General features: G+C 70.3%; 23 protein-coding genes. 12 read left to right on the top strand and 11 right to left on the bottom strand.

All coding sequences use genetic code 11. The features are described from left to right. Positions 1-2 precede the first annotated feature (2 nt). Both G4D85_RS31950 and G4D85_RS31945 read right to left on the bottom strand, forming a co-directional pair. Entirely contained in the window at positions 3-581 is a 579-nt protein-coding gene (locus G4D85_RS31950) for a DUF2378 family protein (protein WP_164017837.1), read from the bottom strand. Positions 582-591: 10 nt separating this feature from the next. Then, positions 592-1,365, bottom strand: a complete 774-nt coding sequence (locus tag G4D85_RS31945; protein WP_164017836.1) for an alpha/beta hydrolase — start codon at positions 1,363-1,365, stop codon at positions 592-594. 221 nt (positions 1,366-1,586) lie between these two features. On the opposite strand from G4D85_RS31945, the gene G4D85_RS31940 reads away from it, so the two are divergent. The 4 genes from G4D85_RS31940 to G4D85_RS31925 all read left to right on the top strand — a co-directional run bounded on the left by G4D85_RS31940 (position 1,587) and on the right by G4D85_RS31925 (position 6,465). Further along, positions 1,587-1,784 (top strand): hypothetical protein, encoded by a 198-nt coding sequence (locus G4D85_RS31940; protein ID WP_240359612.1) that lies wholly within the window; start codon positions 1,587-1,589, stop codon positions 1,782-1,784. A 101-nt stretch (positions 1,785-1,885) separates the two neighbouring features. Continuing rightward, entirely contained in the window at positions 1,886-4,045 is a 2,160-nt protein-coding gene (locus tag G4D85_RS31935) for a hypothetical protein (protein ID WP_164017835.1), read from the top strand. Positions 4,046-4,141: 96 nt separating this feature from the next. Next, positions 4,142-5,995 (top strand): lamin tail domain-containing protein, encoded by a 1,854-nt coding sequence (locus tag G4D85_RS31930; protein WP_338052920.1) that lies wholly within the window; start codon positions 4,142-4,144, stop codon positions 5,993-5,995. Further along, entirely contained in the window at positions 5,983-6,465 is a 483-nt protein-coding gene (locus G4D85_RS31925) for a thermonuclease family protein (protein WP_164017834.1), read from the top strand. Before G4D85_RS31930 ends, G4D85_RS31925 begins: the two co-directional genes overlap by 13 nt. On the opposite strand, the gene G4D85_RS31920 is transcribed toward G4D85_RS31925, so the two are convergent. Further along, on the bottom strand, positions 6,466-6,876 hold the full coding sequence (locus tag G4D85_RS31920) for a hypothetical protein (protein ID WP_164017833.1): 411 nt from the start codon (positions 6,874-6,876) through the stop codon (positions 6,466-6,468). It abuts the gene before it with no gap. A gap of 291 nt (positions 6,877-7,167) precedes the next feature. Between G4D85_RS31920 and G4D85_RS31915 the strand changes: the two genes are divergently transcribed. Next, complete coding sequence (locus tag G4D85_RS31915) at positions 7,168-9,444, top strand: PAS domain-containing protein (RefSeq protein WP_164017832.1); 2,277 nt, start codon at positions 7,168-7,170, stop codon at positions 9,442-9,444. Positions 9,445-9,561: 117 nt separating this feature from the next. After that, positions 9,562-10,407, top strand: a complete 846-nt coding sequence (locus tag G4D85_RS31910; protein WP_164017831.1) for a hypothetical protein — start codon at positions 9,562-9,564, stop codon at positions 10,405-10,407. Between the two features lie 24 nt (positions 10,408-10,431). Here the strand turns inward: G4D85_RS31910 and G4D85_RS31905 are convergent, their stop codons facing one another. After that, on the bottom strand, positions 10,432-11,421 hold the full coding sequence (locus tag G4D85_RS31905; protein WP_164017830.1) for a TerC/Alx family metal homeostasis membrane protein: 990 nt from the start codon (positions 11,419-11,421) through the stop codon (positions 10,432-10,434). A 296-nt stretch (positions 11,422-11,717) separates the two neighbouring features. On the opposite strand from G4D85_RS31905, the gene G4D85_RS31900 reads away from it, so the two are divergent. After that, complete coding sequence (locus tag G4D85_RS31900; RefSeq protein WP_164017829.1) at positions 11,718-12,125, top strand: arsenate-mycothiol transferase ArsC; 408 nt, start codon at positions 11,718-11,720, stop codon at positions 12,123-12,125. A 176-nt stretch (positions 12,126-12,301) separates the two neighbouring features. Further along, positions 12,302-13,921: a DUF4153 domain-containing protein gene (locus G4D85_RS31895; RefSeq protein WP_205525803.1), complete on the top strand. Its 1,620-nt coding sequence runs from the start codon at positions 12,302-12,304 to the stop codon at positions 13,919-13,921. 3 nt (positions 13,922-13,924) lie between these two features. Here the strand turns inward: G4D85_RS31895 and G4D85_RS31890 are convergent, their stop codons facing one another. The 3 genes from G4D85_RS31890 to G4D85_RS31880 form a co-directional block, all read right to left on the bottom strand. Continuing rightward, entirely contained in the window at positions 13,925-14,779 is an 855-nt protein-coding gene (locus tag G4D85_RS31890) for a TonB family protein (RefSeq protein ID WP_164017827.1), read from the bottom strand. Positions 14,780-14,963: 184 nt separating this feature from the next. After that, positions 14,964-15,578 carry a DUF938 domain-containing protein gene (locus tag G4D85_RS31885; RefSeq protein ID WP_164017826.1) on the bottom strand — a complete coding sequence of 205 codons (615 nt, stop codon included), beginning with the start codon at positions 15,576-15,578 and terminating at the stop codon, positions 14,964-14,966. Positions 15,579-15,686: 108 nt separating this feature from the next. Beyond that, positions 15,687-17,309 (bottom strand): serine/threonine-protein kinase, encoded by a 1,623-nt coding sequence (locus tag G4D85_RS31880; protein ID WP_164017825.1) that lies wholly within the window; start codon positions 17,307-17,309, stop codon positions 15,687-15,689. Between the two features lie 258 nt (positions 17,310-17,567). Here G4D85_RS31880 and G4D85_RS31875 point away from each other — a divergent pair, with 258 nt between their 5' ends. The 3 genes from G4D85_RS31875 to infC all read left to right on the top strand — a co-directional run bounded on the left by G4D85_RS31875 (position 17,568) and on the right by infC (position 20,792). Continuing rightward, complete coding sequence (locus tag G4D85_RS31875) at positions 17,568-18,398, top strand: phytanoyl-CoA dioxygenase family protein (protein WP_164017824.1); 831 nt, start codon at positions 17,568-17,570, stop codon at positions 18,396-18,398. Positions 18,399-18,468: 70 nt separating this feature from the next. Beyond that, complete coding sequence (locus tag G4D85_RS31870; RefSeq protein WP_164017823.1) at positions 18,469-19,389, top strand: ribonuclease Z; 921 nt, start codon at positions 18,469-18,471, stop codon at positions 19,387-19,389. Between the two features lie 593 nt (positions 19,390-19,982). Further along, the gene (gene infC / locus G4D85_RS31865) at positions 19,983-20,792 is read left to right on the top strand and encodes a translation initiation factor IF-3 (RefSeq protein WP_420821736.1); all 810 of its coding nucleotides are present in this window, start codon (positions 19,983-19,985) and stop codon (positions 20,790-20,792) included. Between the two features lie 129 nt (positions 20,793-20,921). Here infC and G4D85_RS31860 read toward each other — a convergent pair whose 3' ends face one another. Next, complete coding sequence (locus G4D85_RS31860; protein WP_164017822.1) at positions 20,922-21,296, bottom strand: VOC family protein; 375 nt, start codon at positions 21,294-21,296, stop codon at positions 20,922-20,924. A gap of 211 nt (positions 21,297-21,507) precedes the next feature. Between G4D85_RS31860 and G4D85_RS31855 the strand changes: the two genes are divergently transcribed. Then, positions 21,508-22,452: an aminoglycoside phosphotransferase family protein gene (locus G4D85_RS31855; RefSeq protein ID WP_164017821.1), complete on the top strand. Its 945-nt coding sequence runs from the start codon at positions 21,508-21,510 to the stop codon at positions 22,450-22,452. A 115-nt stretch (positions 22,453-22,567) separates the two neighbouring features. On the opposite strand, the gene G4D85_RS31850 is transcribed toward G4D85_RS31855, so the two are convergent. From G4D85_RS31850 to G4D85_RS31840, 3 genes are all read right to left on the bottom strand, one after another. Next, entirely contained in the window at positions 22,568-23,404 is an 837-nt protein-coding gene (locus G4D85_RS31850) for an imm11 family protein (RefSeq protein WP_164017820.1), read from the bottom strand. Between the two features lie 159 nt (positions 23,405-23,563). Beyond that, entirely contained in the window at positions 23,564-24,436 is an 873-nt protein-coding gene (locus tag G4D85_RS31845; RefSeq protein WP_205525802.1) for an imm11 family protein, read from the bottom strand. A 15-nt stretch (positions 24,437-24,451) separates the two neighbouring features. Then, the coding region (locus G4D85_RS31840) for a hypothetical protein (RefSeq protein ID WP_420821734.1) at positions 24,452-24,925 on the bottom strand (474 nt) is incomplete at its 5' end.

The raw sequence follows: 24,925 nt of genomic DNA, 5'->3' as shown, positions 1-24,925 counted from the left end.
GCTCAGCGCTCGGTCCAGGTGAGCAGGTACGTGGTGCTCGGCGCGGCCGGGTCCACGTGCGTCTTCGTCACCTTCGGGGACTCCGCGCCGCCCACGCGCATCATGGACTCGAAGAGCGCCTCCACGTAGCCGGGAGAGTCCACCGCGGAGTTCATCCGCATCTCATAGGTGGTGGGGCCGCGCTCGACGAGCTCCACCTCCGTGTAGTTGTCCGTGGCGTGCAGCGTCTGCGGCAGGCGCTGCACCAGCCGGCGCGTGCCGAGCAGCCGCATGACGCCATACACCGCGCGGCCGATGACGGTGCGCCCGTAGCCCTGCACGTGCGCCTCCGCCAGCTTGCGGAAGGCCTCCTCGCGGGGCACGCCCGGGTACGTCTCCTCGACGATGACGGACAGGCAATGCATCCACAGCGGCACCGGGTAGGCCGGCAGCAAGGGCCGGTCCAGGTCGATGCCCGCCTGCCGCAGCCGCTGCTTCAGCCGGGGCGACACCCTGCCCTGAAGCCCGTGCTGGAGCAGTCCCTCCACCACCTGCACGTAGACGAGCCGCTGCTCGAGCGGCACCGGCTTGCGGAGCTTCACGCGGCGCGCCTCACCCCAGCAACCACTGCATCGCCTGGGGCAGGCGGCGCTGCCAGTCGCGCTCGTGGTGCTCGCCCCCGGGCTCCAGCACCAGGGACAACTCGTGGTCTGCGTAGCCCACGTGCTTGAGGTGCTCGTAGAAGGCGCGCGTGGCCTCGCCGTAGTTGAGGGGCACGCCGTCGGTGTGGATGAACTCCTGCTCGCCGGCGTCCAGGTAGATGCGCGTCCAGTGGCGGCTGTGAGTGGCCCACTCCTCGAACAGGCGCCCCTCGCCCCACATGACGGTGGGCGACAGCGCGCCGATGCGGCCGAAGACGTCCGGGTAGCGAAAGCCGAGGTACAGGGAGATGAGCCCGCCCATCGACGAGCCCATGGCGCCCGTCCACTCGGCCTCGGGGCGCGTGCGGTAGGTGCGGTCCACCAGCGGCTTGAGGTGCTGCACCAGGAAGCGGCCGTAGGCCTCGCCGCGCGCCTTCGTCTGGTTGCGGGGCTCGTCCCAGGGCGAGTACTCCTGCAGCCGCCCCTCGCCCGAGTCCACCGCGACGATGATCCACGGCTCCAGGCGGCCCTCGTCTACTCCGTGCTCCAGCGCGACGTTGGCGCACCACGTCTCGAAGCGGGCCGAGTCGGGGTGGGCGAAGACGTTCTGTCCGTCGTGCATGTAGAGCACGGGGAAGCGGTGGTGCGGCATCGAGTCGTAGGCGTCGGGTGTGTAGACGCGCACGGTGCGGTGGAAGCCCTCCTGGGGGGAGGGGAAGTCTCGGACGATGTGGACGTGGCCCATGGAGCGGAGCGGCAGCATACATGGACGGGGCCACGCGTCCGTCCCGTCCACTCGGAGTCGTCCCCAGGTCCACATGCCGGGAAGGGTGGGGCGTGAGCGCCTGCCTGGTGGCCTGTGAGGCTGGCCCCGGGTCTGCACAGGGACTCCGGCCAAAGGGCGTCGGGCCCCCCTGCCATGCTGCTGGTTATTGGAGAGGCAGGTCGTAGCGCGGAGTCTCCTGGATGCTGATGGAACTGGAACGGATGAACCTGGCGGCACTGCTGCTGACCGCCGATTTCGACCTGCGCCAGACGCAGGCGGCGCTGGATGGCAGTGACGAAGCCCGGCTTCGCCACGCCGCCGCGAAGGCCCGCGCCGTGGCCGCGGAGTCCGTCGCCGAGGAGCTGCTGCGGGTGGACCCCCGAGCCGCGAGGGCCTGAGTCCTGTCCGGCTCCTGGACGATGGGTCCGGGATTCAGACGCAGTGACGGAGTGGTGACGCTGTAGGGAACGGTGGTCTCGGATGTGCAGCGGAGCGCGGCGTGCGCCGTGTCCTCTCACTGTGGTTGCCGTGGTTGCTGGGGTGCTGGCTGTGCCGGGCGCTGCCCGTGCATGCGGCGCCGTATGAGGTGGAGCCGGAAGTCTCGGGTGAGCTGGACCTGCTCGCGCTGGCGGAAGAGGGCGCCATCTCCCGTGAGACGCTCGCGGCACTGCTGGCGCTGCGGCGGGCCGGGGTGGACCCGAGGCTCGCGACGCGCGCCACGCTGTATGGCCTGCCCGGGCTGACGTACGCGGACGTGGATGTGCTGCTGCGGGCTCGCATGCGGCGGCGGGACGCTGGCGGGCGAGCCACGAAGCATGGGCGCGCGAGGGCTTCAGGTGCCGCGGGGAGCGATTCTCCGGGAGGACTCACGGAGGAAGAGGAGCGGAGGCTCGCGTCGTTCCTCGTGCGGCGGGAGCCCGGGCTCTCTGGTGATGCGAGGCTGTTGATGGCCTTCGCCGCGTCGGACCCGTTGCTGCCACCCGTGGCGTTGCAGGTTCGCGCGGGAGGACTCGCCGGGATGCGGGCGGGAGTACTGCTCTCGCTCGCGCGCAGGAGACTGGGGCCCCTTCAGAGGGATGAGCGTCGGCGGGCCCTGGTGGTGGAGGCGCCCGGTCCGGCGGTGCTGCTGCCGAAGCTCTACGCGCACTGGACGGGTGAGCGCGCCTCCGTGCTGGCGGGCACGTACCGGCTGGGCTTCGGGCAGCGGCTCACGCTGGACACCACGGCGCTGCCGTCGCCGGAGGGCTTCCTTCCCGATGACGGCGTGCGACCGCCCGGAGCGCTGGAACGGGAGTGCCTCGTGGGAGGCACGGGCTGCGAGCCCGAGGAGCGGCTGTCCGACGTCACCCCGGACTTCGCTTGGGACGAGGGCTTCCGGGGGCTCGTGGGCACCGTGCGTGGGCCGGTGGGTACTGGCGCGGAGCTGTCGCTCACGGGCTTCGGCTCGTACCAGCTCCGCTCGCTGGCGCGTCATGCGGTGCTGGACCGCTCGGCCTGTGTGGACTCGCGTGGTGGGTGCCGGGCTCCGGACGTGCTGGTGCCGCTGTCGGGCTCACGGGTGGAGAAGCTCACGGCGCGCACGCTGCCGGGTGTCTTCCAGGAGTGGGCGGGTGGCGGCAATGCGACGCTGTCCCTGTCACCGCGTGCCCAGGTCGGGGTGACGGGCTGGGCCGCGCGGCCGGTGTGGAGCCCCGAAGGTGCGCGACTCGACTTCCAGCCGAGTGCCCGCTACCCGGCGGGTGGCGGCTTCGGCGCGGTGGGGCTCGATGCGGCCTGGGGGCGTGGCGCTGTGGACCTCTTCTTCGAGGGCACGCGCAGCTTCGATGTCGCTCCGGACGGAGGTGGTGGCTTCGGTGCCGTCCAGCGCACCGTGCTCTCTGGCGCACGGCACGAGGTGGAGCTGGCGCTGCGCTATTACGGACGCGACTTCGCCAATCCCTACAGCGGTGCGACTTCCGGTCCGGACACGCTGGAGGGACTGCGCGTGCGCAACGAGCTGGGCGCTCGCGTGCGTTATCTCCAGCGCGCGGAAGGTGCGTGGCGGGTTCGCGGGCAGGTGGATGCGTGGACGCTGCCGGCCGATGGCGCGGTGCCGGGGACGGCGGGCACGGCGCACCTGCGCGCCTCCGCCCGGGCGGACTGGCTCGTGTGGCCACGGTTCCAGCCGTCGCTCCAGGTGGAGCTGCGGGACTCCGGGCTGGGAACAGGGGGCGCGTGCTCCGGGGAGGCGGAGGTCGACGCTTCCCAGGAAGGGACGAGCCCGTGCTCCAGCGGCCGGTACGGAGTCGTCGCCCGGGTGCGGTCCGAGGTCGCCGACGGCGTGACGGTGGCGGTGCAGTACGGGCACGCGCGCGTGGAGGCGCCTGACGCCGAGGGCCCCCGGTATGACGGACAGGCCGTGCTCGACGTGCGGCTGCGGCCCGCGGAGTCCGTGAAGCTGGGCGCCCGGGTGGTGTGGAAGGACGAGGACCTTTCCGAGCGCCGCCGGCTCCGGCAGGAGCTGCGCGCCGCCGTGGACGCGGGCTGGGCCGCCTTCGAGAGGGTGACGGCGCGGGCGCGGTACGCGTGGGTGCTCGACCTGAAGGACGCGAGCGTGGCCCGTGTACCGCCCGACCCGCCGCGCCACCTCTTCCACCTGGAGCTGGAGACGCGGTTCTGACGCGCTGTGAACCAGAGGAACTGAATGTGAGGGTTGCCGCTTTCACCTGGAGCTGGAGTCGCGGTCCTGAAGTGCTGTGAGACAGAGGAGTTGAACGTGAGGGTTGCCGAAATGAGGGGCTGGGGAAGGTGGCTGGGTGGAGTGGCGCTGCTCGGCGCGTGGGCTTGTGGAGGGGCACCTCCGGACGAGGGCGTGGACGCGGCGTGCGCCGGGCTGCTGCCCGGAGACCTGGTCATCACCGAGTACCTCAATGACCCCGTGGGGACGGACACCGGGCAGGAGTACGTCGAGCTTCACAACCCCACGCGCACCACCGTGGACCTGCATGGAGTCACGCTCTATTCGGCCCGCGTGGATGGCTCGCAGGAGCGGGCCTATCTCTTCACCGGCTCCGTGCCCGTGGCGGCCGGGAGCTACCTCGTGCTGGGGGACGTGCGCGAGGGGCCGCTGCCCGCGTACATGGACCATGCGTATGGCGAGGCGCTTGGCGCGCTGGGCAACACGGGTGGGAAGCTGGGCGTGCGATGCGGGGAGCGGGACGTTGACGAGGTCCACCTCACCGCGCCCGCGAAGAGTGGAGTGGCCCGCATCTACGACGGCCGGCTCGTGCCCGACTCCGCTGGCAACGATGACCCGGAGCGCTGGTGTGACGGGGCCGGAGCGGATGAGCCCCGGGGGAGCCCCGGTGCGGCGAATGCTCCCTGTGATTCGGGAGCACCTCCGCCGTCTTCCACCGCGGATGCGGGTGTCGCGGAGTCCTGTGTGCCGGCGGGAGCTTCCTCCGCGAGGCCCGTGGTGCGCCCGCGGCCGGGAGACCTGGTCATCACCGAGGTGATGGCCAACCCGCGCGGAGACGACACGCTGGGCGAGTGGGTGGAGGTGCGGGCCACCGTGCCCGTGGACCTCAATGGGGTGACGGTGGGCACGGACTCGGCGGGGACGAAGGTGGCGACGGGGGCGTGCGTGTCGCTCGCGGCGGGTGAGCATGCGGTGCTGGCACGCCGCACCGAGGCGGCGGTCAACGGCTGGTTGCCCGCGCCGGTGGCCACCTTCGGTGTGGACCTGCGCAACTCGGGCGGCGTGGTGATGGTGAAGGCGGGGGACGTCCTCATCGATGGCGCCGGGTACGGCCCGGCGGAGGAGGGCGTGGCCACGCAGGTGTCGGCGCTGCTGGCGGATGCGCAGCGCAATGACTCGGGAGCGGCGTGGTGTCGGGCCACGGAGGTCTATGGGACGCGCGGCAACCTGGGGACTCCTGGCCGTGCGAACCGCGCTTGTGGCGTGGGTGGCTCGGACGGTGGCGTCCCGGATGCGGGGGCCCCGGATGGAGGTCGGCTGGATGCGGGCGTTCCGGATGCGGGCCCGGCGGATGCAGGCGTGGACGCGGGGACTCCGGTGAATGGTTGCATCGACAGGTCGACCGGGAAGCTCCGCGCGCCGAGGGTGCCGGATGCGGGCTCGCTGGTCCTCACCGAGTTCATGGCCGACCCGAGCGCGGTGGCGGATGCCACGGGCGAGTGGGTGGAGGTGCTCGCCCTGCGCGAGGTGGACCTCAACGGCGTCACCCTGTCCAACGGGAGTGGGAGCAGCGCGGTGCTCATGTCGGCGCTGTGCCTGTCCCTCAAGGCCGGTGGCCGTGCCGTCCTCGCGCGCAGCGAGGACGTGTCCCTCAATGGCGGGTTGCCGGCGGTGCTCGGCACGTTCGCGTTCAACCTCGCGAACAGCGCGGGCAACCACGTGCTGCGGCTCGCGGTGGACGGGCGGTTGCTGGACGCCGTGACGTGGACGACCGCGGCGGTGCCGGGCGTGTCCTCGCAGGTCGACCCATCCCGGAGTGACGCCACCCGGAATGACGCGGCGGGGAGCTTCTGTCCCGCTCCCACCAGCGTCCGCTATGGGCTGGGGGACCGGGGCACTCCGGGCGTGGAGAACCGTCCATGCGCTCGGTGAGCGCGGCCGTGCTGGCCGCCGCGCTCCTGGCCTGCGGGGGAGAGGCCAGCACCCCGTGCGGTCCGGACACGGGCCGGGTGGCGGAGGTCATCGACGGTGACACGCTCCTCCTCGAGAGTGGCGAGCGCATCCGCTACCTGCTGGCTGATGCGCCCGAGAGCACGGGGCGCACCCGCGACTGCTTCGGCCCGGAGGCCCACGCCTTCAATCGCGGGCTCGTGGAGGGACGGCGGGTGGCGCTGGCCTACGGTGAGGCGTGCGAGGACCGCTTTGGCCGGCTCCTCGCTTACGTGTCCGTGGACGGGCGCGAGGTGAACACGCTCCTGGTGGAGCGGGGCCATGCCTGCGTGCTGCACGTGCCGCCCGCGGGGAGCGCGCGGCGCGCGGAGTTCGAGTCGCTGGAGGCCGAGGCCCGGCGCGCGAGGCGAGGGGTGTGGGGTGCCTGCGCGCCGGTGCCCTGCCAGCGCTGACTACAGCGCGGCTTCCAGCGTCTTCTGGATGCTGTCGCGACGGTCCCTCACGTCGCCGACGTTGGTGGTGGGCTCATGGTCCAGCGTCAGCACGCCGTCCTCGAACGTCACCATGCTGCTCGCGTAGTAGACGCCCGCCGTGTTGCGGATGATGACGCGCTTGAGCTTCGACTTGAGCGCGTCGCGCCCCATGTCGTCGATGCAGATGGCCTGGAACGCCTCGATGAGCGGGGTGAAGTACACCTGGGTGAAGCCCTCTTCGTAGAGGTCCGCGCCCCCGTCGATGGCGAGGCTCTGCCAGTTCACGTCCAGCGGCACCTCGAAGTGCGCCGCCGCGTCGACCTGCTGCTTGAGCTTCGGGTACGTCGTGTCCTCGAACTTCTTGGCGGCCCTGCGCTCCGCGAGTCCCATGCTCTCCTCCTGGGTGTGGGTGCCCAGTCTGGTCCAGGTGGCCGAGGAAGCCCAGACTTGGAGGCCCGGCCATGAAAGGGAGCGTGGCACCCCGCACGGGGCGCACCCGTGGTCGCCCTCTCTGCGAGGCATCACCCGGGCCCGACGTGGGGGCGGGGAGCCCTTCGGGCGGAGGGGATGTATCAAAGTGGCAACGGCTATGTCCTCGCCTCATCCATCCAGGCATTGCACCTCCTCGGGAGGGCCGTCAGGCGGGGATTCGCCCGGGGCCCCCTCGTGGGAGGCGCTTGCATGAACCCCTGCGCCACGCCGCCGCTCCTCCTGCCGGACCTGCTGGAGGCGCGCAGAGAGGACATCCTCCAGCGCTGGGAGGCGCGGGTATTGGAGGTGCTCGGGGAGGGCCCGGTACCTCGCACGGGGCCGCTGAGCAGCCTGCCCGGGCTGATGGACTCGCTGGTGGAGACGCTCCGGACCCTGCACGCGACGCCCGACCTGGAGAGGGCACGGGCCATTGGCGGCCGGCATGGCCGGGAGCGCTTTCAGGCGGGCAGTGACATTGGCGCGGTGGTGCGCGAGTACGGCCTGCTGCGGGACAGCATCCACGAAATCCTCGACGAGTCGGGTTGGGCGCCCGAGCTGGCCGGGCTGAGGGTCCTCAACCAGGCGCTCGACGCGTGCATCGCGGACGCGGTGGTGCAGTACGCCCGGGACCATGAGCAGGCCATGCGCGCCACCCAGGCGAAGCTGCATGACATCCTCGACCACGCCCCGGCCGTCATCTTCGCCAAGGACACGGAGGGGCGCTACCTCTTCATCAACCGCTCCTTCGAGGAGGCCACCGGGCTTGCCAGTCGGCAGGTGGTGGGCCACACGGACGTGGAGCTGTTCCCGCCCGAGGTGGCGGCGGACCTCACCGCCAATGACGCGCGGGTGCTGGCGAGCGGCCAGCCGCACAGCTACGACGAGGTGGTGCCGCAGCAGGACGGGCCGCACTTCTACAGCTCGCTCAAGTTCCCCGTGCCGGACGCGTGGGGCCACTCGTATGCGGTGTGCGGCATCTCCACCGACCTCACGGAGAAAGCCCGCATGGAGCACGAGCGGGACGAGGCCCGCGAGCACCTGCACCGCATCCTCACCCAGCTGCCCGTCATCCTCTGGTCCACGGACGCGCAGGGCATCATCACCCTCTTCGAGGGCGAAGGGCTGAGGGTGATTGGACTGGAGAGCGAGCAGGTCGTGGGCCACTCCGCCTTCGAGCTGTACGCGGACCGGCCGGACCTCATGGAGGCCACCCGGCGCGCGCATGGCGGTGAGTCCTTCTCCTTGGAGTCGGAGTTGGGGGGCGCCTGGTTCATGACGCGCGTCTCCCCGGTCATGGGGCCCGATGGCGTCGTGGTGAACGTGGCGGGCGTGTCGCTGGACATCAGCGAGCGGCACCGCGCGGAGGAGGTGCTGCGCCAGTCGGAGATGCGCTACCGGCTGGCCACCCTGGCCACCAGCGACGTCATCTATGACTGGCAGTTTGACACCGGCTACATCGAGTGGAGCGAGCTGGCCGCCCGGCAGTTCCGCCTGGACTCCCACCAGCCCCGGATGGACCTCGACGCGTGGACCCAGCACATCCACCCCGAGGACCGCGAGCGCGTGGGCCGCGACATGCAGGCCGTCATCGACCGGGGTGAGGAGCACTGGACGGACGAGTACCGCTTCCTGCGCGGGGATGGGACGTGGGCCGTCATCTCGGACCGGGGCCATGTGGTCCACGACGCCTCGGGCCGCGCGGTGCGCATGGTGGGCGCGATGCAGGATGTCACCGAGCGGCGCGCCGCGGAGCTGGAGGCGCAGCGGCGGGCGGAGTTCGAGCAGTTGCTCATCGGCATCGTCAGCCATGATTTGCGCAACCCCCTCTCCGCCATCACCATGGCCACCACCACGCTGCTGCGGCGCGAGGGCATGGACGAGCGGCAGCGCAAGGTGATGGGCCGCATCCTCACCAGCGCCGAGCGTGCCACGCGCATGCTGCGCGACATCCTGGACTTCACCCAGGCGCGCCTGGGCGGCGGCATCCCCATGCAGCCGCGGGCGTTCGACCTGCACGAGCTGACCCGGCAGGTGGTGGACGAGGTGCAGCTGGCGAATCCGGAGCGGAGGCTGGACATCCAGTGCGGCGGCGACGGCCGCGGCCTGTGGGACCCGGACCGGCTGGCGCAGGTCATCACCAACCTGGTCAACAACGCCATCAACTACAGCCCGGAGCACTGCCCGGTGCGGGTGCGCACGCACGGCACGCGGGACACGGTGGCGCTGGCCGTCCACAACCAGGGGGGCGCCATTCCCCTGGAGCTGCGCTCGCGCCTCTTCGAGCCGATGAAGCGCGCGGAGCGCAAGGGGACGCGCGACAGCCGCGGCCTGGGGCTGGGCCTGTTCATCGTGAAGCACATCGTCGACGCGCACGGCGGCTCGCTCCGCGTCCGCTCCACGGAGCAGGATGGCACCACCTTCCTGGTCCGCCTGCCCCGCCAGCTCGGGCAGCGGGTTCCGGAGGCCGAAGCGTCCCGGCTCCACTAGCCGCGCAGGAGGGAAGCGTGCCCAGGGGGCCGCCGCCCGACGGGCAAGGGGGCCCTTGCTCCATGGGCACCTGCCCGGTTAGCACGGGGGCGTGGAACATCGGTTTCGGAGGGGTTCATGAAGAAGGTCCTCATCGGCGTAGGCATCGGTTGTGGCGTCATCCTCCTGTTGGGCATTGGCGCGGTGGTCGCCGGAGGCTTCCTGTTCAAGAAGACGTTCGGCGGCACCCTGGAGGCCGGACAGAAGATGTCGGCCCAGGAGGAGCAGCTGACGAAGCTCAACCAGGAGCACACCTTCCAGGCGCCTCCCCAGGGCGAGGTGCTGGCGCTGGAGCCCAAGCGGCTGGAGACCTACTTCGCCGTGCGCGAGTCGGCGCTGCCCGCGTTCAAGGCGCTGGAGCAGAAGGCGGAGGCCTTCGAGCAGGAGCACGGTGGCGAGGAGGGGAAGAAGAACCCCAGCTTCAGCGCGGCCATGGACGCCACCAACCTCATGATGTCGATGATGGTGGACGTGCGCGCCGCCTACATCGAGGGCCTGAAGCAGCACGACATGTCGCCCGCCGAGTTCCAGACCATCACCGGCACCGTCTACGCCTCGCTGATGGCCGAGGGCCTGGACCAGGCGCGCGAGGGCATGAAGCAGGGCCGCGCCGCCCTGGAGAAGCAGCTGGAGGAGATGGACACGAAGCTGGAGGGTGACGCGCTCTCCGACGAGGAGCGCACGCAGCTGGAGGAGGCCCAGGGGCAGCTCCAGGCCGCCATCGACGCCATGGACCAGGGCGCCGGCCAGGCCGGGGAACCCCTGTCCGAGGAGGGCCGGAAGGTGACGGCCGCCAACGTGGCGCTGCTGAAGAAGTACGAGGACCGCGTGCAGCTGATGGCCAACGCGGCCTTCGACAGCTTCGTGCTGGGCGGCGCGAGCACCGACTTCGCGGGCGGCGCCAACGCGCAGGAAGCGGAGTAGCCCTCCGTCACGGGAGCGCCCGGCTCAGGCCTCCACCTCGGTGGGGCGCCCGGGGCCGCGGCGCTCCGGCTCCCCGCCGCGCCCGGGAGGGGGGCGTCCCAGGCGCGCGTCCCGCCGCTTCGCGTGCACGCTGGCCACGACGGAGGCGCCGATGAGCGTGACGATGATGGCCACCGACAGCAGCGGGGTGACGTGGAGCCACGGCTCCAGCACCATCTTCAGGCCCGCGAAGGCGAGCACTCCGGCCAGCCCGTAGTGCAGGTAGCGCAGCTGCCCCACGGTGCCGGACAGCAGCAGGTACAGCGCCCGCAGGCCGAGGATGGCGAAGGCGTTGGAGCTGTAGAGGATGAAGGTGTCCTGCGTCACCGCGAAGGCGGCGGGCACCGAGTCCACCGCGAAGACGATGTCCGTCAGCTCCAGGCCCAGCAGCGCCAGCAGCAGCGGCGTGGCCACGCGCCGGCCGTCCGCGAGCCGGACGATGAACTTCTTCTCGTGCACCTCGTGTGTCACCGGCAGGCGGTGGGCGAGCCAGCGCACGGCCTTGTTCTCCTGCTGCCCGGAAGGGTCCTCGCGGAACACGCGCCAGGCGGTGATGAGGAGGATGGCGCCGAAGACGTAGGCCACCCAGCTCCAGCGCTGCAGCGCCGCGGCGCCCAGGAAGATGAAGAGGGCGCGGAAGACGAGCGCGCCGAAGATGCCCAGGAAGAGCACGTTGTGCTGGGCCTTCGCGGGAATGCCCAGACTGCGGAATATGACGAGGAAGACGAAGACGTTGTCGAGACTGAGGCTCTTCTCGATGAAGTAGGCCGCGAGGTACTCCTGGGCGGCGTGCCCTCCGAGGACACGCCAGACGAGGAGGTTGAAGAGCAGGCCGGCGGCCACCCACACACAGCTCCAGATGACGGCCGCGCGGTGGGACTCCCCGTGGCGTCCCCGGTGGGCGAGCAGGTCCACGACGATGAGCGCAAGCACCACCGCCCAGAAGACCACCCATATCCATGTGGGAATGTGCATGGCTCCGTCCAACCTATGCATCTCTCCGGGCGGCCAGCCTCCGGGGCTCCGCCCCCCAGGTGGGGAACGGTAGGGACTGTGCCACCCTGGCTCCCAGGCAGACGTGCGGCCATGACGGGTTGCGTAAAGGCCAACCACTCAAGGAAGCAGGGCCCTGGCGTCTCTCTTGTCGAGCATCCGTCCTCGGGATGTGACAGCCTCAAGCCGTGGACCACCCATGGGGGGTGGCCAGGATGATTCGTGGTAGCGCGCGGGGGAGGGGCGCGCCGACGCGTAGGAATTGGAGGGGGTAGTCGATGAGCAAGGTTATCTTTGCCTGTACACAAAACGCCGGTCTCTCGCAGATGGCGGCGGCGTTCTTCAATGTGATGGCGGACCCGGACAAGGCCCAGGCCCTGACCGCGGGGACCCAACCTGGAGAGCGGATGCACCCGGTGGTGCTGGAGTCGATGCGCGAGATTGGCATCGACCTGGGTGACGCGAAGCCCCGCCTGCTGACGGACGCGCTGGCGCGAGACGCGCAATGGCTCATCACCCTGGGGTGCGGTGAGGCGGTCCCCCAGGCGACGCAGCTGATGCGTGAGGACTGGCCGCTCGAGGACCCGCAGGGTAAGTCCGCGCAGCAGGTGGAGCGCATCCGCGACGAGATTGCCGCGCGCGTGTCGGGCCTGCTGGAGCGCGAGGGCTGGATGCGCGGCGGGTAGCGCGCGCTGCTCGAAGGACGGACTGGTGCCTGGCGTGACGGGGCACCAGCCAGGGGCGGGGATGGACCGTCCGGCCTCCGGGCGCGACCGTTCGCCCCCGTGCGCGGCCTTTCCCAAAGCGGACCTGCGCATCCTGGGGACGTTCCGAGTCGTTCCCCAGTCCGAGGTCCGCCGTCATGAGCACGTCCGTTTCGTCTGGTTCCACGCCCCTGGCGGGGATGCCCTCCGCGGCGTCCCTGGCGTCATCGCCCGGGGCTCCTCCCCTCGTGGCGTCCTCGCCCGAAGACGACGGGGCCATCGCGTCCTACCGGCGGGCGGCTCCCGCTTCCGCGTGGCTTCCCCGCGTCCGCGCCCCGCGCGCCATGCTGGCCGCCTCCCTGGGCATCGGCGTCCTCGCGGAGGTGCTGCTGGACCGGCCCCGGTGGGGCGTGTCCTTCCCGCTGGTGGTGGCGGCCCTGCTGGGGACGCTCGTGCTGCTGGGCGGCCGTGAGGGGTGGCAGCGGGCGCGGCCCAATGCGTGGCTCGCGGCGCCGCTGCTCGTCAGCTCCGGCTTCGTGGCGGTGCGCGCGAGTTCGTGGCTGCTGGCGCTCAACCTGCTGGCCTCGGGCGCGTTGCTGCTGCTGCTCACGCACTTCTGGGCGGCGGGCCGGGTGCAGCGGCTGGGGCTCGTGGGCTACCCGCTGGCGGCGCTGACCTCGGCGTTCCGGAGCCTGCTGTACCCGCCCGCCATCGTCCGGGACTCGGTGGACCTGAAGCTCGCGCGCACGCACGCGCCGCGCCTGCTGCCCTTCGCGCGCGGGCTGCTCATCGCCCTTCCGGTGCTGGGCGTGTTCGCCGTGCTGCTGGCGTCCGCCGACGCGGCCTTCTCGGTGGCCCTGGGCCGGCTGTTCGACGTGGACGGGTGGAGCCTGCTCGGGAGCACGCTCGGCCGTGTCGTGGGGGCGGGGTTCTCCGCGTGTGTCGCGGCGGCGGTGCTCGGCCAGTCGCTGCGCCGGCGCAAGGGGCAGGAAATGGGCGAGGTGGAGGTGAAGCCGGCCCTGCCGCGGCTGGGACTCACCGAGGCGCTCACGCTCATCCTCGCGGTGGATGCGCTCTTCCTCGCCTTCGCCGGCTTCCAGGTGGCGTACCTGTTCATCGGCGGCGCCTCGTCCCCGGCGGAGGGCTACACCTACGCGACGTACGCGCGGCGGGGTTTCTTCGAGCTGCTGCTCGTGTCCATGCTGACGCTGGGGCTCGTCATGGCGCTGGCGCGGTGGACGCGCCGCGAGTCGCCGCTGGCCCAGGGCGTCTTCCGCGTGGGCACGTCGCTCATGGTGGCGCTCACCCTGGTCATCGTCGCCTCGGCGGTGAAGCGGATGACGCTGTACGAGGACGCCTTCGGCTACACGCGCCTGCGCCTCTTCACGCACGTGTTCATGTACGCGCTGGGCGCGGTGCTGACGTGGCGCGCGGTGACGCTGTGGTGGCGGCCCGAGCGGTTCGCCATCGGCGCCTTCGTCACGGCGCTGGGCGCGGTGCTGGCGGTGAATGCCATCAACCCGGACGCGCTCATCGTCCGCCTCAACATCGCGCGCGCCACCGACCCGAGCGGCCCGGACCTGGGCTACCTCTCCGGCCTCTCGGCGGACGCGGTGCCGGAGCTGGTGCGGGGGCTGGACTTGAAGGACGCGCGGAATGCGGCGCTGCTGGACGGGTATGCGGAGCGGCAGCCCACGGACGGCGCGTGGCCCGAGTGGAACCTCGCGGACTCGCGGGCGCGGCGGGCGCTCCATGAGGCGGGAGTGTCCGGGCGGTAGTGCTCAGCGCAGGTGGTAGTTGAACGGCAGCTCCACGGTGACGCGCCCGCCGAGCTCCGGCGGGGGCGGCGGGAAGGGCGCGGCGTCGCGCACGGCCTTCATCGCGGCCTCGCAGAGCACGTAGTGCGGGCAGTAGCCGAGCACGTGCAGGCCCAGCACCTGGCCCCTCGCGCCCACGGAGATGCGCACCACCAGCTTGCCCTCGATGCCGGCCATGGCCGCCTGGTGCGGGTAGCGCACGTTCTCGAAGCGGTCCCGGAACATCGTCTCGAAGTACTCCTGGCGCCACGTGGAGAGCTGCTCCTGGCTGGGACGGGGCGAAGGGGGCGCGAGGAGGAGGCCCGGGTTGCTCGCGCCCAGCACGCCCTGGATGAGGCCTCCCACCACGCCACCCGCCACGCCGCCGGGCACCCCCGCCGGGCCCGTGGCCGCGGCGTCCGTGCCGGGCAGCTCGGAGGTGTCCGGGAGGGAGGAGGGCGGCGCCTCGACGGGAGACGTCGGGGACTCGACAGGGGTGGGTTGGGACTGCGCGAAGGTGGGCTTCGGGAAGGGACGCGAGCGGCGGGCCACCGTCTTCCGGGCGACGGTCGCCGACGTGGCCGCGGGCGGCGGCGGTGGAGGCGCCGACATGAGCCGGAGGACCAGGTCTCCGCTGTCGTCCCTGGGGCGGCCCGGGCCTCCGGAGCCGCCGTGCCAGAGGGACGCGAGGCCCAGCAGGGCCACGGCATGGAAGCCGATGGCGAGCGGCACCAGCCACAGCGAGCGCCCGCGGTCCGGGGCCTGCCTGGCACGCGCATGGAGGACGGAGGCGAAGAGCGCTCCATCGAAGGTGCCGACCTTCGCGCCTGTGTCAGGCATTGAGTGCATCCCCTCTCTCCCGCCTCACGTCAGCGCGGACAGCCCCGACCGTCCCGAATGGTGGTGGCGGGGGGCGCTCCCGTAAAGGGGGGAGGGACTCCGGGCGGAGGCGCCGGTCCGCATTGTTTCCCCGCGGATGTCGGCGGGGCTTCATTGCCGGGGCGGGTGTACCCTGGAGGGTTGCTCAGGCCGGGGAGCTTGCGCCCGGACGCTTGCGGAAGACGAGCGTGAGGTTGTTGCTGGGCATGTCCACCACACGCTCGCGCTCCAGGCCGTGGCGTGCGGCCTCGGCGGTGACGGCTTCGAGTTGCCGCACGCCCCAGGCCTCGTTCCGGGAGCGCAGGGACGCGTCGAAGGCGAGGTTGCTGGGGGCCGTCTCGCGGCCCTCGACGAAGTAGGGGCCGTACATGACGAGGCACCCACCCGGCGCGAGCACCCGCCCGGCGCCGCGCATCAGCCCCTGGCAGGACGCCCAGGGGGAGATGTGAATCATGTTCACGTTGAGGATGGCGTCCGCGGAGGACACCGGCCAGGACTCGGCGTTGGCGTCGAGCGGGAGCGGTGGCTGCAGGTTGGGGAGGGCTTCCTCCGCGCGCCACGCGGAGATGCTCTCCAGCGACTCGGGCTCCACGTCGGTGGGCTGCCAGGTGAGGCCGGGGAAGGCGCGGGCGAAGAAGACGGCGTGCTGGCCGGTGCCGGCTGCGATTTCCAGCACCGTGCCAGAGGTGGGCAGCACCTCGCGAAGGACGGCGAGCAGGGGCTCGCGGTTGCGTTCCGGGGCCGGGGCGTGACGCTTCATGGACGTGGGTGTGTCACATCCCCTGTGGTTCGCGCGAGCGGGGACGTGCGCATCCGTGGGCCGGAGGACTCAGGAAGGGTGACTCCCGGCGAGGCTGGCGGCCGGGAGTCAGGGGCCTGTGTTCGTCGCGGGGGCCGAGGTGTGTGGGCGCTGGACGGGGAAGGAGGGCAGGTAGCAGGCCCCCTTGTAGTCGTAGGCGTCCTCGTCGCAGGGCGACTTCACGCGGGCGAGCTCGTACCAACAGCCGCCGCGTATCTCGAGCTCACCCTTGCGGTTGCAGGGCGGCTTGCGCTGGCCCGGGAAGGGGCGGTCCGGCATGGGGAGCATCAGGCCGGGGGGCAGGTTGAGCGTGGGCACCGGCGCGAGGATGGTCACCGGCGAGGCCACGGAGGCATCTCCCACCGCCACGGTGCCGCCGTCGCGAGCCTCCTGGTACGCAGCCGCGGCCTGCTCCAGGTCGTCTTCGCTTCGAGTGGGGCGCAGGAACCAGCCCATCGCCGCCGACAGGAGGGACAGGCCGACAGTGGCCACCGCGAGCCAGGCCCACCGCCCCGGGCCGTGAGATTCGGCGGCGTGCCCGGTGCTGTTCGCGGAGGCGTGCGCGGTGCCGCTCACTGCGGTGCGCGCGGGCGCATCTTCGGTGTGCACCAGGTCTTCCTGTCCAGGCCGGTGCTGGGTGTTCGGAGCGTGAAGCCTCGGGTGCTCGGGTGTCGCGTCGTGCGAGTGCTCCCGTGAGGGCGCGTGCCCCGGGCGCTTTGCGCCAGCCCCGGTGGCGACGGCAGGTGAGGTGAGTGTCGCGCGCCCGGAGAGCGGCAGGTCCGCCTCGGGGCCCGCCTCGGCCACGGCCTCTTCCAGCGCGAGGACGACCGCCGAGGTGTTGCCACCACCCAGACGTTCCTGGGGATGCTCCGCGAGCATGTGCAGGATGAGCCCGTCCAGCTCCGCGCACACGGCGGGGTCGTGCAGGCGCGGAGGACTCAGCGGTGCCGCCGTGCCGGCATTCCCGTCCACGGTCGTGACTCGCGGAGGGGGCGGGTACGTTCCGGTGACGAGCTGGTACGCGGTGACGCCGAGCGCGTACACGTCATCCGCGGGCTGTGCCTCGTAGCGCGCGGTGGGATGGCTGCGGTAGTCCCACTGGAAGCGGATGGCCTCCGGACTGCGGTAGGCCGGGGTTCCGGGGGGCAGCGGTGGCGCCGTCAGCGTGGGCGCGCCTCGGATGTTGCCCGCGCCGAAGTCGATGAGGACGGCCTGTTCGTCGCTCACGCGCACGAGCACGTTGTCTCCCTTCACGTCACGGTGGACGGCGCCCACCGCGTGGGTCGCCTCCAGTGCCCGGGCCATCTGGGCGAGCAGCCGGAGCACCTGCCGCGAGGTGGGGTGCCGCTCCCGGCCCCAGTCGTAGAGGGACTGGCCCTCCACCCACTCCATGACGAGGTAGGGGAAGGGACCCGCCGGGTGGAGCCACAGGCCGCTTGCGTGAAGGCGGGGCACTCCGGGGTGGTGGATGCGGGAGAGGAGCTCCGCCTCGCGCTCGAAGCGCAGGTCCAGGATGTGCGTGGCCAGCTTGAGCGCGAAGGGGCCGGCACCCGGGTCCCCCACGCGCTCGACGCGATACACGGCGCCGTAGTTGCCCCGGCCCCGGCGCTCCAGCACGCGCCAGACGCCGACCTCCGTGCCCGCTGGGAGTGAGGCTGGCGCCAGGTCCTGCAATGCCCGAGATGTCTCCATGAGAGCCCCTGCCGACGTGGGGCGGTTCGCTCCGCCCATGCGCGGGACACTACCTCATGGGTGAACAGCTTGATAACCTCTCTAATGAGTAACATCCTGTCCGGATGCGGGGCGTTCGACCCCGTCGCTACGCGTGTGCCCTGTGCCCTGGCGGACGCGCTCCGTGAGGCCGCGCCGCTCATGAGCAGGGCCCCGGAACCCGTGAGATAGTCCCGAGCGCGACGAGGGCCCGAGGGCCCTGTCACTCGGGAGGGTGAGATGACGGACCGGGCTGAAGCCTTCGAGCGGCAGGGCTACCTCGTGCTTCCACGGTTCGTCACCCCGGCGGCTTGTGACGCGCTCAAGGCCCGTGCGGAGGAGCTCGTCGCCGGCTTCCAGCCTGAGACTGTCTCCGTCTTCACCACCCACGAGCAGACCCGGACGTCCGACGACTACTTCCTCTCCTCGGGCGACCGCATCCACTTCTTCTTCGAGGAGGGCGCCTTCCGGCCGGACGGCTCGCTGCGCCAGGACAAGGCCCTGTCCATCAACAAGATAGGCCACGCCCTGCATGACCTGGACTCGCGCTTCGACGGGTTCTCCCGCACGCCGGAGCTGGCTTCGCTGGCCTCGGAGCTGGGCATACGCAAGCCCCTGCTCCTCCAGTCCATGTACATCTTCAAGCAGCCCCACATCGGCGGCGAGGTGAACTCCCACCAGGACTCCACCTTCCTCTACACGGAGCCGCTCACCTGCCTGGGCTTCTGGTTCGCCTTGGAGGACGCGACGCTGGAGAACGGCTGTCTCTGGGCGCTGCCCGGTGGCCATCGCCTGGGCCTGAAGAAGCGCTTCGTCCGCGCCGAGGGCGGAGGCACCGCGTTTCGCGTGCTGGACTCCACGCCCGTGCCCGAGGAGGGCATGGTGCCGCTGGAGGTGGAGAAGGGCACCCTCGTGGTGCTCCACGGACTGCTGCCCCACCGCAGCGGCCCCAACACGTCACCGAAGAGCCGCCACGCCTACTCGCTGCACCTCATCGACGGCACCGCCACGTACCCGGAGGACAACTGGCTGCGCCGCTCGCCGGCCAGTCCTCCCCGCGGATTCTCCTGAGCCTTTGCGGTGTCAGGGCCGTGCGCGAGGCCCCGTCGGGGTGCCATTCTTCGCCTCGGGGGAGCCCACCATGTCCAGCCGCGAGCTCATCGTCCTCGGTTCCGCCAGCCAGGTGCCCACGCGCCACCGGAACCACAACGCGTACTTCCTCCGCTGGGATGAGGAGGGAATCCTGTTCGACCCCGGCGAGGGCACCCAGCGGCAGATGACGCTCGCGGGCCTCTCCGCCACCCAGGTCACCCGCGTGTGCATCACCCACTTCCATGGGGACCATGCGCTCGGGCTGCCCGGCATCATCCAGCGGCTGTCGCTGGACCGCGCGAAGCACCCCGTGGAGATTCACTATCCGGCGTCCGGGCAGGCCTTCTTCGAGCGGCTCCGGCACGCCACCATCTTCATGGACGCGGCGACCATCATTCCCCGGCCCATCTCCGAGGACGGCGTCCTCGCGGAGACGAAGGGCTTCAAGCTGTCGGCCGCGCGGCTGGAGCATGCCGTGGACACCTTCGGCTTCCGGCTCGAGGAGCACGCGCGCGTCCAGCTCATCCCCAGCCGGCTCGCGGAGGCCGGCATCTCCGGGCCGCTGACGGGCGAATTGCTCCGGCGCGGCGTGGTGGAAGTCGGGGGCCGCACGGTGCGCGTCGAGGAGGTGGGCGAGCCCCGCCCGGGACAGGCCTTCGCCTTCGTCATGGACACGCGCCCGTGCGCGGGCGCCGCGCGGCTGGCCCAGGGCGTGGACCTGCTGGTGTGCGAGTCCACGTACCTGGACACCGAGCGGAAGGAGGCGCACGACCACTTCCACATGACGGCCCTCCAGGCAGCCGAGTTGGCCCGGGAGGCGCGGGCCCGCAGGCTGGTCCTCACGCACTTCTCGCAGCGCTACGAGGACACCGCGCCCTTCGTCGCGGAGGCGAAGCCCCTGGTGGACGACGTCGTCGCCGCGAGAGACCTGGACCGGGTGGAGGTCCCCAAGCGCTCGCGGCCGGCGTGAGGCACCTCCCACCGTTACCGGCCGGGCAGGGGCGCGGGTGGGCCCCTGCTCCCCTTCCTGCCCCCTGTGGCCCCAGGCCCGCTTCCGGAACGCTCGGTTTCCAGGCGCCTGGAGCATGAAGGGAAATGTGTGCCAGGCCCGGGATGCGTGCCCCCAAGCGTCAGGTGGGGGTCATGAGAACTCCGGACCATCCGACAAAGGGCCCACATTTCCCCTGAGGTCCTGGAACCGGACGCGTCGCGGGCCCATGATGGCGGGCCTTGATTGGGTCCGTTCCCAGCCTGGCCGTCCAGGGCCTCCCGCAGCCGGTGGTGCCATTCGGTGCCGCCGTGGCACCGTTTCCGGTGGCGAGGTCTCCGAGCGGGAGGGCGGATCCCCCGTTATCTCTGGCGTTACCGTCCCGGGTCGGGGAGAGTCCGGCGCGGCGAACCCCTCCTTCCGGGCGAGCAGGCATCTGGAGGCGCTCCTGTATAAGGAGAGCGGCCTTCCAGGCGCTGGACGCGGGAAGGGCGGGCTGCCTCACATCCCTGTCCGGCCGCTTGTTGTACCGGAGTGACCTGTCACACCTTTAGAGGCGACAGGGCTGAAACCGAATTTCAAAGGAGCTTCACATCATTCGCGAACAGAGAAGCAGCCGCGGCGGGAGCCGCGATCAGAGGACCAACCGCCGTATCCGCGCTCGCGAGGTCCGCGTCGTCGGGTCCGACGGCGGGCAGCTTGGCGTCATGCCGCTCGAAGCCGCCCTCGAGCAGGCCCGTACCGAGGGGCTCGACCTTGTCGAGATCAGCCCCATGGCCAGTCCTCCGGTCTGCAAGATCATGGACTACGGCAAGTTCAAGTACGAGGAGAAGAAGAAGGCCTCGGAAGCGAAGCGTGCCCAGGTCACGGTCCTGCTCAAGGAAGTGAAGCTCCGTCCGAAGACGGAGGACCACGACTACGAGTTCAAGGTCCGCAACATGCGGCGGTTCATCGAGGACGGGAACAAGGCGAAGGTCGTCATCCAGTTCCGCGGCCGTGAAATCACGCACCGCGAGCAGGGCACGGCCATCCTCGAGGACGTGGCGAAGGACCTGAAGGAAGTGGCCATCGTGGAGCAGCCGCCCCGCATGGAAGGGCGTCTGATGTTCATGATTCTCGCGCCCACGCCGAAGGTCGCCCAGAAGGCTCGCGAGCTGGTCCGCCAGGCCGCCGTGGCCGCCAAGCGCACGCCGAACCCGGCGGAGAAGGCCGCTGCCGACAAGGCCGCTGCCGAAAAGGCCGCTATCGACAGGGCTGCTGGCGAGAAGATCGCCGCCGAGAAGGCCGCTGGCAAGCAGGCCGCCGCCGGTGCCCCCGCGGACGAGAAGCAGGCCGAGCAGCCGCAGGACGCGAAGCCCGCGGACTCGCAGAGCGCCGCTCCGTGACGGAGTGAGGCCGGCTGACACGCGGTGGGGAGACTCACCGCGTGTAGCCGCTCCGGACGGAGTCGAGTACCGCCGCGCTTCAGACCGCCCGAAGGGGTGTCGGGCGTGGCGGGGTTGGAAGCCCGGAGTTCAGCTCTCCCGAGGGGCCGCCTCCTGGAACTCCAGCCGGTTTCCGAACGGGTCCGCGCTGTGGAACCGGCGCACGCCGGGCACGGAGTCGTCCCACGTCACCGGGTGGCCGGCGGTCCGTAGCGCCTCGGCCAATGTGTCCAGCGTCACCACGCGGAAGGCCGGGTGCGCCTTCTTCGCGGCGAGGAAGGGCTCCTCCACGCCCAGGTGCAGTCCGCGCCCATCCGCGAGCTCGAACCAGAGGCCCCCGCGCTTCGCCAACTCCGGCGGCTTGGGCACTTCGCCCAGTCCGAGCAGTCCACCGTAGAAGGTCCGGCCCTGGGGCTCCTGTCCCCGAGGCATGGCGAGCTGTACGTGGTCCAATCCCTGAATCATGGCCGTCCGTGCCTCCTCGCGAGCGGAGCTGCCCGGGTTCCGCGGTGCCTGTCGGACCGTCGCGCTCAGGCGGCGGCCCGGTCGTTCCTCTCGTAATTGGCAGGTGATTCGGAGTCGAGCTGGAGTGGCGCTGGTGCGAGTGTTTCAGCACTCGATGCACCCGGAGGGAGCCCTTTGCGCCGCACCCCTCTCTTTCGCATCATGTCGGGCCATGGTGTCGCCCCTGGACATCCCGGACGTCGTCCGACGCAGAGCCCTGGCCAAGGGGGCGGAGGGACAGGCGTGGCTTCAGGAACTGCCCACGCGGGTGGACACGATTGCACGGCAGTGGGGGCTGACGCTCTCAGGCGTCATGCAGGGCGGCACCGAAGCTGTTGTTGTGTCCGCGACCACGCAGGATGGCGAAGAGGCCGTCCTGAAGGTCGTGATGCCGGGGCTGGAGCACTCAGTCCGCGAGCTCCGCACGCTGCTGCATGCGAATGGCCAGGGCTACGTCCGGGTCCTCCGGCATGACGAAGCGCACAGCGCCATGTTGCTGGATAGACTGGGGCCGCACCTGAGCGAGCTGGGCCTCGAGCCAGCGGTTCAAATCGGGTTCAGCTGCCAGACGCTGCTGGAGGCCTGGCGGGAGATTCCAGACGCCGCCGGGTTCATGTCCGGCGCGGAGAAGGCAGAGAGCCTCGCCCGCTTCATCGAGGACGAGCAGGCGAAGCTCGCGACGCCGTGGCCAGGTGACGTCGTCGACACCGCGTTGCGTTTCGCGGAGGCGCGGCATGCTGCCTTCACTCCACGCAATGCGGTCCTCGCGCACGGTGACTGCCACTCACAGAATACGTTGCTCGTACCCGGTGAAGGCCTCCGGAGGTTCAAGTTCATCGACCCGGAGGGCCTCTTCATCGAGCGCGGCTATGACCTTGGAATCCTCATGCGCGAGTGGGGCGCGGACCTGCTCGCGGGCGATGCCTTCGCACGTGGCGTCGAGCGCTGCCGGAGACTGTCCGAGCTGACCGGCGTCGAACCCAGGTCCATCTGGCAGTGGGGCTTCATCGAGCGGGTGTCGAGCGGCATCCTGCTCCGGCAGCTCGGGATGAACCCGGAGGCCGATGAGTTTCTCAGCGTGGCGAGCGTCTGGGCAGCTCACCCGGATCCGTTCTAGCGCTGCCCGGGAGGGCTCCGTGAGTCCCCCGGACTCCAGTGACGCAGAAGAGGGCCGGATGGGGGATGTCGTCTGGGCCGTGTGGGTGCGCCGAGAGAGTCTCAGGTCTGGAGGCTCAGCGCTTGCCACGCGGACGACGTGTCGCGGGTGACGGCTTCTTCCGGGCACCGACTTTCGTCCGTGATGGAGCCTTCGTCTTGGGGGTGGCGCGATTCGTTTTGGACGCGGGCTTGGTTGCACGAGTCTTGGACGCGGGCTTCCGGGCGGGGCGCTTCTTCTTCGCGGTCGCCTGGCTCTTTAGGGCAGTGCCTTTCTTCTTCGCGGCCCTTTTCTCCTGAGCTTTGCGCTTCTCCCATTCCACCAAGGCCCTGTAGTCGGCAGCCCAGTCCTCCAGGTCGAGCGGATCCGGGTTCTCGTCGGTGGGGTGGACAGAGACGAACTGCCACTGCTCCTTGTCCAGCTCCCGCTTTACCCGCTCGTGCACGATGATGGTGGAGGCGGACTCCAGCAGCCGGAACATCAGAGCGCCACGAGCCGCCTTCGGGTCGATGACGAGCTTGTCGAAACCGACGATGTCGCGGCCGATATCATCCGGGTCATAGGCAATGGACTTCTTCGGGTCCGCGGCCTTGAGGGTGCCGAGAATCTGCACAGCCTGGAAGCCGGGCAGGCGCAGTCCGCGCTGGGCATCGTTGAGGACGGCCGGGAAGGTCTGCAGGTTGGTGACACCCGCACGCTGGATCGCCGCCACCAGCCGATCGCTCATCACCAAGATACCGTCAATGAAGATGTCGGCCATGCGCGTGCCAAATCGGTCATCCAGCTCAATCTCGAGAGGATTGGGCAGCGCGACGGAGAAGGGCCTTCCCGAGAGCCACTCGGCATCCAGGTGCGGTCTCCGGACGTCGTAGACGCCTTCGAGGACTGGAGTGGGGCGCAGTCGGTAGTACATGGGAGAGGGCGTCAAGGATTGCTTGTGAGCCATCGCAATTCACCTCGCGAGACGCGCACGTATGAGGCTGCTCCTGCTCCACGCGCGGCTGGAGGGCCGCAGGCGGAGATGCTCATGATGCCCGTCTGCCGGGCCTGGGGCCTCTCCTGACATCAAGAGTCAGCGCTTGCCACGCGGACGACGTGCCGCAGGTGAAGGCTTCTTCCGGGCACCGACTTTCGTCCGTGATGGAGCCTTCGGCTTGGGAGTGGCGCGCTTCGTCTTGGACGCAGGCTTCGTTGCATGAGTCGTGGTCGCGGGCTTCCGGGTAGGCCGCTTCGTCTTTGCGGTCGCCTGGTTCTGCCGGGCAGTGCTTCTCGGCTTCGAAGGTGTCTTCGCCTTCGCCTTCGCCTTTGCCTGAAGCTGAAGCACTTCCCGAAAGTCAGCTGCCCAGTTCTCCAGGTCGAGCGGATCCGGGTTCTCGTCAGTGGGGTGCACGGAGACGAACTGCCACTGTTCCTTGTCCAGTTCCCGCTTCACCTGCTCGTGCACGATGATGGTCGAGGCAGACTCCAGCAGCCGGAACATCAATGCTCCGCGAGCGGCCTTCGGGTCGATGACCAGCTTGTGGAAGCCGACGACATCCCTGCCAATATCGTCCGGGTCATGAGCAATGGACTCGTTCGGATCCGCCGCCTTGATGCGACCCAGAATCTGCACGGCCTGGAAGCCGGGCAGGCGCAGCCCGCGCTGGGAGTCGGTGAGGACGGCCGGGAAGGTTTGCAGGTTGGTGACCCCGGCGCGATGGAGTGCGGCCACCAGCCGGTCGCTCATCACCAGGATGCCGCGAATGAAGATGTCGGCCATCCGCGTGCCGAACCGGTCATCCAGTTCGAGCTCGATGGGATTGGGCAGGGCGTCGGAGATGGGCCTGCCTGAAAGCCACCGTGCCGCCAGCTCAGACCTGCGGATGTCGTAAACGCCTTCGAGGACCGGCGTGGGACGCAGGCGGTAGTACATGGGGGAGGAGGTCAAGGAGTTCTTGGAAGCCATTGCAGCTCGTCCGCTTTACGACGCGTTGTCGTCTCCAGCGTCATCTTCCTCGCTATCGACGGTATCGTCGTCTTCGTCTTCTTCTTTGTCCCATTGGGCGACACCCTGGGTATTCGCGAAGTCGTCCAAGTCTAACGGGTCCGGATTCTCGTCAGTGGGGTGGACGGAGACGAATCGCCACTGCTCCTTGTCCAGTTCGCGCTTCACCTGCTCGTGCACGATGATGGTCGAGGCAGATTCCAGCAGCCGGAACATCAGAAGTCCATGCGCGGCTTCCGCATCGATGACCAGCTTGTCGAAGGCGACGATGGTGCGGCCCACAGAGTCCGGGTCATAAGCAATGGACTCGTTCGGATCCGCCGCCTTGATGCGACCCAGAATCTGCACGGCCTGGAAGCCGGGCAGGCGCAGCCCGCGCTGGGAGTCGGTGAGGACGGCCGGGAAGGTTTGCAGGTTGGTGACCCCGGCGCGATGGAGTGCGGCCACCAG

It is taken from the genome of Pyxidicoccus trucidator (assembly GCF_010894435.1).
Classification (GTDB): domain Bacteria; phylum Myxococcota; class Myxococcia; order Myxococcales; family Myxococcaceae; genus Myxococcus; species Myxococcus trucidator.
The sequence above is the reverse complement of the archived record's forward strand: the minus strand, read 5'-3'. Positions and strand labels throughout refer to the sequence as shown.

What these genes read in the sequence shown, in the direction of transcription:
- G4D85_RS31915 (WP_164017832.1), top strand. Translation starts at nt 7,168, where the DNA reads ATGAACCCCTGCGCCACGCCGCCGCTCCTCCTGCCGGACCTGCTGGAG.
- G4D85_RS31875 (WP_164017824.1), top strand. Translation starts at nt 17,568, where the DNA reads ATGACGGACCGGGCTGAAGCCTTCGAGCGGCAGGGCTACCTCGTGCTT.
- G4D85_RS31905 (WP_164017830.1), bottom strand. Translation starts at nt 11,421, where the DNA reads ATGCACATTCCCACATGGATATGGGTGGTCTTCTGGGCGGTGGTGCTT.
- G4D85_RS31850 (WP_164017820.1), bottom strand. Translation starts at nt 23,404, where the DNA reads ATGTACTACCGACTGCGCCCCACTCCAGTCCTCGAAGGCGTCTACGAC.
- G4D85_RS31860 (WP_164017822.1), bottom strand. Translation starts at nt 21,296, where the DNA reads ATGATTCAGGGATTGGACCACGTACAGCTCGCCATGCCTCGGGGACAG.
- G4D85_RS31945 (WP_164017836.1), bottom strand. Translation starts at nt 1,365, where the DNA reads ATGGGCCACGTCCACATCGTCCGAGACTTCCCCTCCCCCCAGGAGGGC.
- G4D85_RS31885 (WP_164017826.1), bottom strand. Translation starts at nt 15,578, where the DNA reads ATGAAGCGTCACGCCCCGGCCCCGGAACGCAACCGCGAGCCCCTGCTC.
- G4D85_RS31870 (WP_164017823.1), top strand. Translation starts at nt 18,469, where the DNA reads ATGTCCAGCCGCGAGCTCATCGTCCTCGGTTCCGCCAGCCAGGTGCCC.
- G4D85_RS31845 (WP_205525802.1), bottom strand. Translation starts at nt 24,436, where the DNA reads ATGGCTTCCAAGAACTCCTTGACCTCCTCCCCCATGTACTACCGCCTG.
- G4D85_RS31895 (WP_205525803.1), top strand. Translation starts at nt 12,302, where the DNA reads ATGAGCACGTCCGTTTCGTCTGGTTCCACGCCCCTGGCGGGGATGCCC.
- G4D85_RS31880 (WP_164017825.1), bottom strand. Translation starts at nt 17,309, where the DNA reads ATGGAGACATCTCGGGCATTGCAGGACCTGGCGCCAGCCTCACTCCCA.
- G4D85_RS31900 (WP_164017829.1), top strand. Translation starts at nt 11,718, where the DNA reads ATGAGCAAGGTTATCTTTGCCTGTACACAAAACGCCGGTCTCTCGCAG.
- G4D85_RS31855 (WP_164017821.1), top strand. Translation starts at nt 21,508, where the DNA reads ATGGTGTCGCCCCTGGACATCCCGGACGTCGTCCGACGCAGAGCCCTG.
- G4D85_RS31925 (WP_164017834.1), top strand. Translation starts at nt 5,983, where the DNA reads ATGCGCTCGGTGAGCGCGGCCGTGCTGGCCGCCGCGCTCCTGGCCTGC.
- G4D85_RS31940 (WP_240359612.1), top strand. Translation starts at nt 1,587, where the DNA reads ATGCTGATGGAACTGGAACGGATGAACCTGGCGGCACTGCTGCTGACC.
- G4D85_RS31920 (WP_164017833.1), bottom strand. Translation starts at nt 6,876, where the DNA reads ATGGGACTCGCGGAGCGCAGGGCCGCCAAGAAGTTCGAGGACACGACG.
- G4D85_RS31890 (WP_164017827.1), bottom strand. Translation starts at nt 14,779, where the DNA reads ATGCCTGACACAGGCGCGAAGGTCGGCACCTTCGATGGAGCGCTCTTC.
- G4D85_RS31910 (WP_164017831.1), top strand. Translation starts at nt 9,562, where the DNA reads ATGAAGAAGGTCCTCATCGGCGTAGGCATCGGTTGTGGCGTCATCCTC.